Here is a 13556-nt window from a genome sequence, read left to right as displayed (position 1 = left end):
TAAGGCAAAATATGCATATAGTTATGGTGGCAGCGGAAAATGATGCGTTGCCAAATTGCAAAGTCGGAGGCGTTGCGGATGTTGTAAGAGACATCCCTAAAGCGCTTGCTGGTTTTGAACATCAGATCAGCGTCATCGTCCCAGACTATGGACAAACGTCGTTAACTCGTCAGTTTGTCGCTGATATTGCAGTCCCTTTTCGTCAGCATTTGGAAACAGCAACACTTTGGAAAGTGTCGTTGGTAGGTTGTAATGTCTCGCAGTACGTTGTGGGTCATTCATTATTTAGCCAGCACGGCGGCGATATTTATTGTAACGATGAAGGATTTCGCCCGTTTGCAACGGATGCGACCAAATTTGCCTTTTTCAGTGCTGCCGTTTGTGAGGTACTAGAGCACAAATTAATCCCAGATGCAGATGTGGTGCATTTACACGATTGGCATGCTGCGACAGTCGCAACATTGGCACGCTTTAGTCGTCGATTTGACCATTTGGCGAGTAAACGGCTTGTTTATACTGTACATAACTTGGCACTTCAGGGAATACGACCGTTCAAAGGTGATGACTCAAGTTTAGAAGCGTGGTTTCCAACGTTAAGTTACGATGGTCGAGCTATCTGCGACCACAGTGCGCCACATTGTTATAACCCTATGCGTGCGGGCATTCAATTGTGTGACAAAGTACACGTCGTTTCGCCAACCTACGCAAAAGAAGTTATGAACCCAAGTGTACCTGAGCACGGATTTTTCGGCGGTGAGCGACTCGAAGTTGATATGCAAGAAGCAAGTCACGTCGGCAAATTAGCGGGAATAATTAACGGATGTGACTATTCTACTGGTAGTCTAGGTACAGAGACTTTAGCTGATTTTCTCGGGCAATCCGAGGAACAGTTATTCCGTTGGATGGCGAAATTTGGTGAATTAAAGTCAACCTATTATATTGCTCATCAACGTATTTCGCAGTGGCTTAAAGAGGACTTCTCTGGTCCGTTAATTACCAGTGTTGGGCGATTAACTGACCAAAAAGCGTTTTTATTAAGGCAGCCATTTAACTCAGGTATCACGTTAGATGCGCTCGCAGAAGTCGTCAGCCAATGTGATGGTAGAATGGTTATTTTAGGATCCGGCGATGGACATTTAGAGTACTTGTTTACTCAAGTTATGGCACGACATAAGAACGTCTTGTTTTTAAATGGCTATGGGCAGAGTATAGGGGACATGCTGTACCATTTGGGTGATATTTTCCTAATGCCTTCATCATTTGAACCTTGTGGAATAAGCCAAATGTTAGCGATGCGAGCAGGACAGCCTTGTGTAGTGCATCAAGTCGGTGGACTGGCAGACACCGTAAAGCACGGTGCAACAGGTTACACTTTCTCTGGCTATAATATTGAGGAGCAAGTGCATAACCTAATTGAGGTTTTCAAGGAAGCAGTAAGTGATGCCGCGCAGAACAATGAGCGTTATCAACATATTAAAGGCTCAGCTCAATCACAGCGATTCGAGTGGCATTACATCGCTGAACAATACCTTCATTTACTCTATCACTAAATGTATGGATGGAGGTGGTGTTAACGCCTTCATCTAGTTTTTCTTTTTTTGTTTCGTATTTGGAAATATAGCAATTTATAGATAATACTTCTTTCTGATTTATGCATGAAATTCGTGTTAATTTAATGAGTTAGTTTCAAAATTACGATTTTAGGTTTAAAATGCAAAAAAAATAATAAACAAAAGTATTGCACATTTGCATCTCTGCACAGGTTGACCGCTCTTGAGCTATTCTAGTTGTGTATGGATGTTTTGCTTCAACGAAGGAGCCTAACTTGAAGGTATTTGTCGCGCGTCAGCCGATTTTTAATAAAAAGCAGCAAGTGGTTGCCTACGAGTTATTATTTAGAGATGGAACAAGCAATAGTTTTCCGAATATTTCTGATGATAGAGCCACAGCGCGCCTTATCATGGATAATCAGCTCAACCTTGGAACGCGTTATCTCACATCGGGCAAAAAGGCTCTTATCAACATAGGCCCCGATTCTCTTAAACAAGAGTTAAGCTATTTTCTCCCTTCTAAAGATGTCATTCTCGAATTACTCGAAACGATCCATCCAACACCTGAAAACTACGAGCTTGTGCGGTCGCTGTTTCACAGTGATTATCGTTTGGCGCTTGATGATTTTGTTTATTCCAAAGATTGGGAACCGTTTCTTAAACTTATTCGTTTAATTAAGTTTGATATTATGGCGACGCCGCTATCGGACATAAAAGATGAAGTCGAGGACCTAAAACAAAGAAAAAATCTCAAGCTTCTAGCCGAAAAAGTGGAGACATTGGAAGAGTTTGAACAAGCAAAATCGATGGGATTCAACTTTTTCCAAGGTTATTTCTTCGCCCAGCCCAGAGTCATTGAACAGAACGATATCGATGTCAATTACGCTATCGCGTTGTTGATTTATGCTGAAGTGTTAAGACCTAACATCAATATCAATAAAATTGCGGAGTTGTTTGCACAGGACACAGCGCTTGCGTACAAGTTGTTAAGGCTCATCAATTCAGGTGTCTTTCCGATTAAGAGTCGAATTGAATCGTTAAAGCAGGCTTTGGTATATCTAGGTGACGACAGAGTGAGAAAGTTTGTTGGTCTAATAATGACCGCCCATGTCGCCCACATGAAACCGTCAGAATTGACTCGATTAAGTATCGTCCGCTCAAGGTTCTGTGAATTGATTGCAAAGAAACTGATGCCGACGAATTCGAACTCGGCATTTCTTGTCGGTTTGTTCTCATTACTCGATGCTATTTTAGATAAGCCTATGGAAGTGGTTATAAATAAACTGCCGTTTCCAGAAGCAATACAAGAAGCGCTTTTGGGAAAACCAAATTTCCTTTATTATATTTTAAATGTGGTGCGTGCTTACGAAAAAGGAAGCTGGTGGGCACTACAAGAAGCTTGTATGTTATTAAACCTAAGTGATGATTGTTTGCCTGATTTTCACCAAGCTTCAATTCGATGGGCGGACATGTACAAAGACCGAATATAAAGGAACTTATGACTCGATATTCTCAACTTGACGCATTGCGAGGTTTCGCGGTGTTGGGTTTATTTTTGATGAACCTCCCTTATTTTGGGTTGTTTGAATGGGGATATGTGTCTAAATGGGAAGCTCATCCTCTTGATGCATGGATATCAAGTTTTATCAATGTGTTCATAGACGGCCGATTTCGCACTCTTTTCTGTCTTCTCTTTGGCTGTGCAATAGCGCTTCAATTCGAGAAATATGGTTCGACTGCTCGTATTCAAAATCGTCATCGCGCGCTAATCGTTCTTGGTTTTTTGCACGGACTTTTTATATGGGCAGGTGACATACTCTTTGCATATGGCTGTGCTGGCTTGTTACTTGTTAGGTATGTAGAAGAATCGGGAGAGAAGAACCTTAGAGAGGGCTTTATACTTCTCGTTGTCATGTCTGTGGTTTTGTTTGTTGCAACAGCGACAGAACCAGAGGTCCCTTTTAAAAGGGATGGAGCCAAATTCATAGGAGCCTTCGAAAGTTTATATTCAAACGAAGGTAGTTTCGTTTTAGAGAACGCAAAAAACTTCTTTATTATGTTAGTGATTCTCCCATTTCTTACACTTTGGTATACCTTAGCGCTAATGCGAATTGGCCTAGGGGCATGGCAAAAAGGCTGGTTCAAAAATGGGTTTCCGAGCGATGTAACGGGGCTTTCTGGTATTTTAGCGATTATGTTTTCTGCACTTGTTGTCATGTTTAGTCTATCAGGGAACGCACGCCTTCAAGCAAGTGCCGAAGCCTTAAATTGGCTTTCCGCGTTGTTTACTTCCATCGTTTATATCGCGGCGATTTTTTGGTTGATGAAACGCAAATCAGTCATTGCAAAGGTACTCGAATCTTGCGGGAAATTAGCTTTAACCATATACATCACTCAAAGTGTGATAGGGGTTGCTCTATTTCGTTACATCTTCCCTGAATGGGTGATGACGTTTGACCTAATCAACTACGTTGTATTGGCGACTTTGGTCGTCAGTTTACAAGTGATTGCAGCGTATGTTTATTTGAAATTCTTTGAGCAAGGTCCACTCGAATGGTGCCTTAGTCGCTGGTTAAAAAGAAAGCTCTTATAGAGAATCTATTTTATTACACCAAAGGTTATTGTATTTCTGGCAACATCGTGCGTAAGCAAACGTCAATAGAAGATTAAGTTTTAAACTTTGCGGACAAACGACACTATTGATCTCCCATAGCAATACATGGACGAAAAATCGTGAAATTTTACATCTAAATATCCCGGTAAGGTTTTCTGCGTTGTGTTTGTTAATTTATCCGATGATTATCAGCCTGCTATTGTAGACGCAATTTATAATGAGGTTTCTGTGCAAAAATTTATGGTTTTCTTATGTTTGCTCTTTGTGCCTAATCTCTATGCTGACTCAATAGATGGTTGTTATTTGGCAAGCGATAACATAACCAGCTTTTCATCACAAGAGTCTGAGAATCGCACTACGTATGTAAAAATCTCAAGAACTTCAGGAGTCTATTCCGTAGAGGGGCTAATTTGGGGCGCTAATTTTCACGTTTGCCATATTGCTTCGCCAATTGAAGGCTCTAATGGTCCACTGAGTATGGACTATGTTGAAAATAAGCTCGTTTATACTCAAAGAGAGGCTGAAAACGACATCAATTGTAAACTTGAATTCTCCTTTCAGGACAATCTATTAACGATTGAGGACGCAAATAACCATTGCTCACGGTACATCTTTTATTGTGGCGCTAACGTTGGGTTAGATAACGTTGAATTACCAAAGGTTGAACGCGGCTGTCCTTAAACAATAAGTACCAAGGAATTCAACTGGCACTTAGCACGTTTGGGCTTGTAATTTTAATGAACCGAGTGAGTTTTGGCTGCTAAGTTTGTTTCGTTTTGTGTTACGCCTGTCAGATTAGCAAGCGAGAGTCCTCAGGGCGCTTTTTGCACTGTTGTAGTAAATTTTTGTTGGTATATGTCTCACTTTATTCTGCACCAAGAAAACTTGAGTTTATCTAGATTCCCTTTCTGGTTTACAATATCTACTTTGTGGTTAAAAGAGAATCCAAATGACGGAATTGAAACGTCTCAACAAGTTTATCAGTGAGACGGGCTACTGTTCACGCCGTGAGGCTGATGCAATTATTGATAGTGGACGCGTTACAGTAAATGGCAACATTGCAGAAATGGGCACAAAAGTCAGTAATGAAGACGAAGTGCTGGTTGATGGGCGTTCCCTAAAAGCGAAACCTAAACGTGTCATTATTGCCTATAACAAGCCGGTTGGCGTGACGTGTACCACAGAAAGCAAAATTAAAAGTAATATCGTAAAAGCGGTAAACTATCACGAACGTATATTTCCTATCGGTCGATTGGACCGACCTTCTGAAGGCTTAATTTTTCTAACTAACGAAGGCGATATCGTCAATAAAATTCTGCGCGCTGGAAACAACCACGAAAAAGAATATGTTGTAGAAGTCGATAAACCAATTGATAAGCATTTCATCGATAAGATGTCTGGTGGAATCCCTATACTAGGAACAATCACAAAGCGCTGTAAAGTGAAAAAAATGGGTGAGTACCGTTTTTCTATTATCCTGACTCAAGGATTAAATAGACAAATTCGTCGCATGTGTGAGTACCTCAATTTCGAGGTTACTTCGCTCAAGCGCGTTCGTATCATGAACATCAATTTAAATGGTTTGCGTGCTGGAGAATGGCGCTTATTGACGGAAAGTGAACTCCGAACCATTGATTCGGCGGTCGAAAATTCGGCGAAGACGGCGGAAGGTAGTATAGACCCTCGCAAGCGTGAAGACTGGCAGAATCCGCAAAGCAAGAAAGTAAAGCAGGCGAAAATTTTAAGCAAGGTTGACGAACAAGAGCAACAAGCTGAAGATAAGCCTTCTCGTTTTGAACGTCGCCGTGAAGACACTCGACAAGACAAACCTCAAAATACGGATAAAAAGCAAGAACGTAGCGCCCCAAAGGAACGTAAGTTTAAAAAGACGAATGGTGGTGATAAACCAGCTGGTCCGCGCAAGCAAGGTACGCTCAGTTTGAAAAAGTAGCCAAATCTACATTCGTAGTTCATTTGGAAAAGAAAAAGGCCCATATGGGCCTTTTCTATTTTAGTGATTCGGTTTTATTTTAAAGACCAGCGCGTAAAGAACTGGCACTATCACTAGCGTCAGTACGGTAGCAAACCCTAGCCCGAACATGATGGTCACGGCCATTGATTGGAAGAACACATCAAACAACAGTGGGATCATACCGAGAATTGTTGTAATTGCGGCCATTGAAACTGGGCGTACGCGGCTAACTCCAGAGTCAAAAACAGCTTGGTAAGGGTCTTTGCCACTGGCAAGTTCTAAATTGATCTGATCCATCAAAACAATACCGTTCTTGATTAACATGCCTGATAAACTCAGTAAACCCAATAGCGCCATAAAACTAAATGGTGCATTCATTGCAAGCAAACCTGTTGAAACACCAATAATCGCCAGCGGTACGGTCGCCCAAATCACAAGAGGCTGTTTAACCGAGTTAAATAATAAAACGGTGATCATAAACATCGCTAAGTAACCTACAGGCAGTGAACCGAAGATGGCTTTTTTAGCTTTAGACGAAGATTCAAACTCACCACCCCATTGCATCTCGTAGCCATGTGGTAACTTAATTGCTTCAATATCCGTTTTAACACGAGCAAATAGTTTTGCCGGGGTTTCGTCACCGATAACATCATGGTCAGCCATGACCGTGATCGTGCGCTTACGGTCACGTCGCATAATGATAGGGTCTTCCCACACAACGTCGAATCCATCAACGACTTGGGTTACGGGGACAAATACACCATAAACTGGACTAAAAATTTGTAAATCAGGGAGATTTTCTACGTTCAGTCGCTCTTCTTCAGGTGAGCGGGCAATAATAGGTAACAGCTGAGTCCCATCTCTGTACAATCCAACAGATTTACCTGACATACTGGTTAATAACAATTGGTCGAGATCCGCTTTGGATATACCTAATCGACGCGCCTTTTGTTCGTTGAACTGTGGGCGGATAACTTTAGTACGCTGACGCCAGTTATCACGGATGTTATAAGCTTTAGCATCGCTATGAAGAATAGTTTTTGCTTCACTTGCGAGCTGACGAAGCACAACAGGGTCTGGTCCTGAAAAACGCGCTTCAATTTTAGCATCGGTTGATGGACCAATTTCCATGCGTTTTACTTTTAGTTTTGCACTGAGTACATGAGTACGTTCATATTCACGGACTTTAGCTATCATCGTTGCGACCGCTTCGCGGTCTTTTACGCGAACAATCAACTGCCCAAATGCCGGATACTGTTTTTCTGGCGAGTAGGTCAGCATAAATCGAGGAGCACCTTGACCTATCGTTGAGGTGACTTCGTCGACAAGCTTATCTTCCAATAAAAAGGCTTCAAGTTCAGCTACGTTTTTCGCGGTATCACGAATGTCAGCACCTTGGTAGTTCCAATAGTCTACATAGAACATTGGCGTGTTCGATGCAGGGAAGAACGACTGCTTAACGGACTTAAAGCCAATGACAGACACGACAAGTAATACAACCATCGCGATGATAGTCAACCAACCGTGTTTCATCGTGAATTTGAGTAAGGCTTTATAACCGTTAAATAAAGCACCTTGGTATGGGTCGATGTCTGCGCCTTCTTCGACGTTTGTTTCTTTAAACAATAAACTTGCAAAGAACGGCGTGAGTGTAATCGCGGTAACCCAACTAAGAAGTAGGCTGATGAGCAATACCCAGAAAAGGCTTCCAGCGAATTCACCACTGGCGTCAGAACTTAAACCAATTGGCGCAAATGCTGTGATTGCTATCACCGTTGCACCTAATAATGGCCACTTTGTTTGGGCAACGATGTTTACCGCTGCTTCTAATCTGCTCATACCACGCTTTAGATTTATCAAAATGCCTTCTGTAACAACAATGGCATTATCGACGAGCATACCGAGAGCAATAATGAGTGCGCCAAGACTAATACGTTGTAAGTCGATGTGGAAAAGCTTCATGAAAATAAACGTACCCAGTACGGTTAAAAGCAAAATACCACCAATCAATAATCCGCTTTTAAAGCCCATAAAAATAAGCAATACGATTATCACGATTGCAACAGCTTCAATTAAGCTGACAATAAAGCCGTCCACGGATTTTTGTACTTCGTCGGGTTGGTTGTAAACAGTACTGATTTCCATACCATGAGGGCGTTGGTATTCTAATTCGTCTAGGTGTTGTTTTATGCGAGCGCCGACATCTACCACATTAACACCAGAGCTAAACGATACACCCACTAATAAGGCTTGTTTTTGATCATAGCGTGTAATGTGACTTGGGACTTCCGCGTATTCACGACTCACCGTTGCAACATCACCCAAATAAATGAGCTCTTTTGCACCAGGTTTTGAAATCAGGAGATTTTTCATTTCCTCGACGTTTTGAAATTCACCGGTTGGATGAAGACGAATATATTCGTTGTCAACTTGCACACTTCCCGCATTAGACACGGTATTTTGTTGCTGTAAAATTTGGAAAATCGTGTTTGGCGAAATGCCCAATTGCGCCATTTTTTGCGTGGATATTTCAACGATAACCTGAGCTTGTTGTTCACCCGCAACCGTCACTTTACTCACGCCGTTAACGAGGACCAATTCACGTTTAAGAAAATCAACGTAGTCTTTTAGCTCGTCATACGAATAACCGTCGCCTGTTACCGCGTAAAGCACTCCGTATACGTCTGCAAAGTCGTCGATAATTTTGCTTGGTTTAACACCTGGAGGTAGGCGAGGGGTCAAGTCGTTTACTTTGCGGCGCAGCTCATCCCAAATTTGTTGTAAGTCCTTTTTACGGTACGTGCTTTTCATTTCAACCGAAATCTGTGACTTACCCGGGGTCGAAATAGACGTCACATAGTCAACATATGGCAATTCTTGGATAGCATTTTCAATAGGAAACGTCACTTCTTCTTCAACTTGTTGAGGCGAAGCGCCGGGATACGCCGTAATAATCATGGCTTTTTTGAGCGTAAATTCAGGGTCTTCAAGTTGCCCTAAACCGAAATACGACACGGTACCGCCAATCAGTAGGAGTAATGAAAACATCCAACTGATGACTTTGTTTTCAATAGACCATTTAGCAAGACTCATGGTTATAAGCCTCGCTCTTTCTGCCATGGTCTTACTTTTAAGCCTTCTTCAAGATGATGAACGCCCGCTGCGACGATGATTTGGCCTGTCTCAAGACCATCAGTGACTTCAATACCATGTTGGTGAAGCTTGCCCACCATGACGGCTTGCTTCTGAACGGTTTGAGTTTCATTGTTATACACCCAAACGTAGGCATTGTCTTTTAGGCTTTGATTTGGCTCTGAGAAAACTGATTCGACAGGAACAATGTGCGCAGCCTGCTGACCCGCGGTAATTTTGTTGAGATCGATATATACATGTCCAGTCATACCCGCGAGCAGATTAAAATCTTTTGGTACAGGTAGAGAAAAAACTACTTTATACGTCAAGGTAATAGGATCTGCTTGCGTATCCCATTCTTTGACCGTGAGTTCGTAAGATTTATCAGGGAAGCCATCAAACGTAACGGATGGTTGATAATTCGTGTCTTTATCGACACGCGCGACTAACTTTTCTGGCACTTGAATTACCACGTCCATTAAATCACGAGTTTCTAATCGTAAGATATTTTGTTTAGCTTGGATATTTTCAAAGTTTTTAACGAATACTTTGGCAACGGTACCACTGAACGGCGCTCTTAATTCTGAATTCTCTAGATTTGTTTTAGCGATTTTTAGCGCAGATTCAGCCACTTCTTTATTGGCTTTAGCTTGATCTAATTCAGCCTGGCTTGCCACACCTTGTTTGTTTAGTGCTTCAACGCGCGACAGCTGAGAAACGGCCAGCTCATATCGAGCCTTACGCTCTTCAAACTGGAGCTGAAAATCTTTTGGATCAAGTTTGGCGAGTAACTGGCCTTTTTCAACATGTTGTCCAGCGAGAACAGGGAATTGCAACAGTTCTCCACTGACGCGAAATGCAAGGTAAGAGCCTTGATTTGCAACGACTTCAGCAGGAAAATGTCTTAAGTTTTCTGATGACAGACCATCAACCGTAAAAAGTTTTACAGGCCTGACGATATCAACTCGTTCGTTTTCTACAGCTTTGTCTTGGCAGGCGCTTAAAAGCACCATTAAAGGCAAAATTGCCCACATTTTTGCTGCCATTTTTTTGTTACTCCATGTCGAAATGTATTGCATGAGGATACGAAAATTCGATATAAATTAAAAATTATTAGAACTTAGAAACAACATAAATAATAGTTATGAAGTTAGCGCAGTTAGAAATGCTCGATGTCATTGCCAAATCAGCTAGTTTAAGTGAAGCGGCCGTGAAGCTACATAAAACACAGCCGGCATTAACTCAAAGTATCCGTAAACTGGAAGAGGAAATCGGTTTCCAACTACTTGATAGGACACAGTATAGACTGACGATGACAGAAAAGGGGCGGCATTTTCATAAAGAAGTGGAAATGCTACTTTCAAATCATACCCATCTGAAATCGTTAGCAAAAGAATTAGCGCTCGGGAATGAACCGAAAGTCCAAATTTGTTATCAACCAATATTCAACTCACCAGACTATCAAACGGTTATTTCGGAAGTTTTTCACCAATTCCCCAATACAGAGTTTGTGATCAGTAACGGCAAACGATTTGCTGCACTTGAACAAGTGAATACCGGAGTTGCAGACATTGGAATTGGACCTTGGTTTGATCTTTTCCATGCAACCGGCGATTTTGACTCAATGCCGATAGGTGATATTTCTTTTGGCATCGTGTGTAAAGCGGGTCTGATGCCTGAAGCACTCGATTATGAGAGGCTTGCTCAATATCCATGCCTTGCAATGGTTGAAAGTGACTTCAGTTTTGACAGTGAACGGCTTGCTTATGCCAAAGGCGCCAGTTTAATGAAGGTTGATGACCTAGATACGTTAAAGTCTTTTGTATTGAGTGGGTGTGGATGGGCACTGATGAGTCTCACTCACTGCCAAACCGAATTGGAAGCAGGGTTGTTACAGCAAATTAAGGTGTACAACAAACAGCACGAGTTTTTTGCAAAGATACATGTTTTCCGAAAGCCGAATAAACATCATGGGCCGGTTTCAAGAGCACTTTGGTCTGAATTTGAAAAATTGAGTATTGAGTATGAACGACGAGTTTAAATTAGCTGTTTATAGTGCGATTGGTTCGGTACCTGAAGGATTTACCGCGTCCTATGGCTATATAGCACGACTAGCAGGGCAACCTAAACATGCGCGGGCGGTGGGTTATCTGTTAAAACACTTACCTAAGGACTCGTCGTTACCTTGGTTTCGAATTGTAAATAGTAAACGAGAAATATCGTTTCCATTTGGAACGTCGAGCTATCAACGCCAGTTAGAAGCACTTCAAGCGGAAGGGATAAGTTTGGACAATGGAAAAATTAAAAAAGAGTTTTTTGTTGGCTGATCGTAAGACTAGTCGATAACGTAAGTATTGGCATGATTAACTTAAGCTCATAGGCACAATGATTAGAGCGTTATTTCCACTACCCATTTTTCTGTTACCGGGTGGCGTAACACGATTGAGAATATTTGAACCACGCTATTTGTCCATGGTGAAGCACGCATTAAAGAATAATTGTGGATTTGTGTTGTGTGTGTATCAAAAAGACACCATCCATAATGTTCCAAAACGTGGTGCCTATGTCAATATTGTCGATTTTAACCAAGACGAGAGCGGCCAGTTACTTATTGATGTTGTGGCTGAGTGTTTAGTTGATATCGAAGAAGTTTGGATTGATGCAGATAACTTGAGACAAGGGCGGGTTGCTCGAATAGAAAGTCCACTTTGGAATATCAACGAAGGCAACGATGAGGGCATTGATGAACAGTTGCGCGAAGCGCTCAGACGCGTTCATGACGCAAACCCAGAACTCAGTGCGCTTTATCCCTCCAAGCGATATAGCGATCCTATTTGGGTTGCATGTCGCTGGCTTGAAATATTGCCAGTGTCAATAAAGCAAAAGGAAAATACGCTGCATCTTCAATACTTTGAACAAATTAGAGATTTCCTTCATACTTTAATCAATCCAAACTGATCTGAAAAAGTGCTTTGTCCGTACATCTCGGTATGTTGAGAATAGGGCTAACACAGATGGAAATTAGGACCAGTTTTTCTGTAGATACGTTTGAATCTAGGAAATCAACTTTGGTATCAGAAACCCCTACGCAAGCGCTGATTGAGGCGCTTGTCGCTGTGTCTGAATCGCGTGACAAAAAAGCGTTCGCCAAGCTCTTCGATTATTTTGCGCCGAAGATAAAACGTTTCGGGATTAAGCAATTGGGATCCGAAGCTTTGGCAATGGAATTAGTTCAGGACACGATGACGTCAGTGTGGAAAAAGGCGCATCTTTATCACCCTTCAAAAGGCGCTGCGACAACGTGGGTGTACACGGTAATGCGAAACGCCTCGTTTGATACACTGCGAAAAATGAAGAGTACGAAAGAAGACCATCTTAGCGAAGAACTTTGGCCGTTATTTCAAGAACCGAAAAATTCTGCTCTAGAAGAGTTAGATCACCTTGAAGATAAAAGAATCAAGCGTTTCATTGATACGTTGCCTCAAGCTCAGAAAGAAATTCTCTGGGGAGTCTATTTTCAAGATTTGTCGCAAGAGCAGTTGGCTGAACAATTGAATATTCCGCTCGGTACCGTTAAATCCCGACTTAGACTCGCTTTACAAAAGCTACGCATTGAGCTTGGAGGGAGCCATGATTAAACATCATCCGACTGACGCTTTATTACTTGCCTTCGCGGAAGGTTCTTTGTCTGTGACATTATCCATGGCGGTTTCAGCTCACATCGAGTTGTGTGAGTGTTGTCAGCAAACGTTGTCTCAGCTAGAACAATCGCTCGGCGAAGAAAGTTTAGGTGGTGAAGAAGAAGTTCTAGTCGATTCCGCGTTTGCTGCGATGTTCGACGACATTACTGCAGATGATGCGTTTGCGCAAATGGTCGATACGGTTGCTGAAACCATTATGTATCAGCGTAAGGAAATTATGCTTCCTCGTGCGCTTTCGTGTGTTGAACGTACCGAATTCCTGAATTTGGGAAAGATTGGTCGGTCGCGTTACACGGTTGAAGACGGAACGCTGAGGGCGAGCTTATTGCATATCGGCGCTGGTGGTGAAATCCCAAACCACACTCATACAGGGTTTGAGGTTACGTTGTTGTTAGATGGCGATTTTGGTGATGAAGATGGTGATTATGTACCTGGTGATTTTATTATGCTTGACGGTCGCCATACTCACACGCCGAAAACGAAGGAAGGATGCTTATGTTTTACTGTTGTAAGCGCGCAGCTACACTTCAATAAAGGGTTGAGTAAATTACTTAATCCAATCGGTAATTTAATTTACTAACGAGGTG

The 13556-nt window shown here is 42.1% G+C and carries 12 protein-coding genes; 10 read left to right on the top strand and 2 right to left on the bottom strand.

All coding sequences use genetic code 11. The annotated features are described in order from the left end of the window. The first annotated feature begins 11 nt into the window (after positions 1-11). From NI389_RS20425 to rluF, 5 genes are all read left to right on the top strand, one after another. Positions 12-1550: a glycogen synthase gene (locus NI389_RS20425; RefSeq protein ID WP_308363360.1), complete on the top strand. Its 1539-nt coding sequence runs from the start codon at positions 12-14 to the stop codon at positions 1548-1550. Positions 1551-1825: 275 nt separating this feature from the next. Next, on the top strand, positions 1826-3040 hold the full coding sequence (locus NI389_RS20420) for an EAL and HDOD domain-containing protein (RefSeq protein ID WP_308363359.1): 1215 nt from the start codon (positions 1826-1828) through the stop codon (positions 3038-3040). A gap of 8 nt (positions 3041-3048) precedes the next feature. Continuing rightward, complete coding sequence (locus NI389_RS20415; protein WP_308363358.1) at positions 3049-4143, top strand: DUF418 domain-containing protein; 1095 nt, start codon at positions 3049-3051, stop codon at positions 4141-4143. Positions 4144-4392: 249 nt separating this feature from the next. Beyond that, a complete protein-coding gene (locus NI389_RS20410; protein WP_308363357.1) occupies positions 4393-4845 on the top strand; it encodes a hypothetical protein in 453 nt (150 codons plus the stop codon). Between the two features lie 268 nt (positions 4846-5113). Further along, entirely contained in the window at positions 5114-6115 is a 1002-nt protein-coding gene (rluF, locus tag NI389_RS20405) for a 23S rRNA pseudouridine(2604) synthase RluF (RefSeq protein WP_308363356.1), read from the top strand. Positions 6116-6175: 60 nt separating this feature from the next. On the opposite strand, the gene NI389_RS20400 is transcribed toward rluF, so the two are convergent. Continuing rightward, the gene (locus NI389_RS20400; RefSeq protein WP_308363355.1) at positions 6176-9229 is read right to left on the bottom strand and encodes an efflux RND transporter permease subunit; all 3054 of its coding nucleotides are present in this window, start codon (positions 9227-9229) and stop codon (positions 6176-6178) included. Positions 9230-9231: 2 nt separating this feature from the next. After that, complete coding sequence (locus NI389_RS20395; RefSeq protein WP_372588644.1) at positions 9232-10314, bottom strand: efflux RND transporter periplasmic adaptor subunit; 1083 nt, start codon at positions 10312-10314, stop codon at positions 9232-9234. A 98-nt stretch (positions 10315-10412) separates the two neighbouring features. Between NI389_RS20395 and NI389_RS20390 the strand changes: the two genes are divergently transcribed. The 5 genes from NI389_RS20390 to NI389_RS20370 are packed head-to-tail and all read left to right on the top strand — an operon-like array spanning position 10413 to position 13549. Further along, positions 10413-11309, top strand: a complete 897-nt coding sequence (locus NI389_RS20390; RefSeq protein ID WP_308363354.1) for a LysR family transcriptional regulator — start codon at positions 10413-10415, stop codon at positions 11307-11309. Further along, positions 11293-11595, top strand: a complete 303-nt coding sequence (locus NI389_RS20385; protein WP_308363352.1) for an MGMT family protein — start codon at positions 11293-11295, stop codon at positions 11593-11595. Before NI389_RS20390 ends, NI389_RS20385 begins: the two co-directional genes overlap by 17 nt. 58 nt (positions 11596-11653) lie before the next feature. After that, a complete protein-coding gene (locus tag NI389_RS20380) occupies positions 11654-12226 on the top strand; it encodes an LON peptidase substrate-binding domain-containing protein (protein WP_308363351.1) in 573 nt (190 codons plus the stop codon). Between the two features lie 56 nt (positions 12227-12282). Further along, complete coding sequence (locus NI389_RS20375; protein ID WP_308363350.1) at positions 12283-12906, top strand: sigma-70 family RNA polymerase sigma factor; 624 nt, start codon at positions 12283-12285, stop codon at positions 12904-12906. Continuing rightward, positions 12899-13549: a ChrR family anti-sigma-E factor gene (locus NI389_RS20370; RefSeq protein WP_308363349.1), complete on the top strand. Its 651-nt coding sequence runs from the start codon at positions 12899-12901 to the stop codon at positions 13547-13549. The genes NI389_RS20375 and NI389_RS20370 overlap by 8 nt, the downstream gene beginning before the upstream one ends. The last annotated feature ends 7 nt before the right edge of the window (positions 13550-13556 follow it).

It is taken from the genome of Pseudoalteromonas xiamenensis, from assembly GCF_030994125.1.
GTDB lineage: Bacteria > Pseudomonadota > Gammaproteobacteria > Enterobacterales > Alteromonadaceae > Pseudoalteromonas > Pseudoalteromonas xiamenensis_B.
The sequence above is the reverse complement of the archived record's forward strand: the minus strand, read 5'-3'. Positions and strand labels throughout refer to the sequence as shown.

Excerpts from the sequence above, each read along its gene's own strand:
- rluF (WP_308363356.1), top strand. The coding sequence starts at position 5,114 with ATGACGGAATTGAAACGTCTCAACAAGTTTATCAGTGAGACGGGCTAC.
- NI389_RS20375 (WP_308363350.1), top strand. The coding sequence starts at position 12,283 with ATGGAAATTAGGACCAGTTTTTCTGTAGATACGTTTGAATCTAGGAAA.
- NI389_RS20400 (WP_308363355.1), bottom strand. The coding sequence starts at position 9,229 with ATGAGTCTTGCTAAATGGTCTATTGAAAACAAAGTCATCAGTTGGATG.
- NI389_RS20385 (WP_308363352.1), top strand. The coding sequence starts at position 11,293 with ATGAACGACGAGTTTAAATTAGCTGTTTATAGTGCGATTGGTTCGGTA.
- NI389_RS20390 (WP_308363354.1), top strand. The coding sequence starts at position 10,413 with ATGAAGTTAGCGCAGTTAGAAATGCTCGATGTCATTGCCAAATCAGCT.
- NI389_RS20415 (WP_308363358.1), top strand. The coding sequence starts at position 3,049 with ATGACTCGATATTCTCAACTTGACGCATTGCGAGGTTTCGCGGTGTTG.
- NI389_RS20370 (WP_308363349.1), top strand. The coding sequence starts at position 12,899 with ATGATTAAACATCATCCGACTGACGCTTTATTACTTGCCTTCGCGGAA.
- NI389_RS20395 (WP_372588644.1), bottom strand. The coding sequence starts at position 10,314 with ATGGCAGCAAAAATGTGGGCAATTTTGCCTTTAATGGTGCTTTTAAGC.
- NI389_RS20380 (WP_308363351.1), top strand. The coding sequence starts at position 11,654 with ATGATTAGAGCGTTATTTCCACTACCCATTTTTCTGTTACCGGGTGGC.
- NI389_RS20425 (WP_308363360.1), top strand. The coding sequence starts at position 12 with ATGCATATAGTTATGGTGGCAGCGGAAAATGATGCGTTGCCAAATTGC.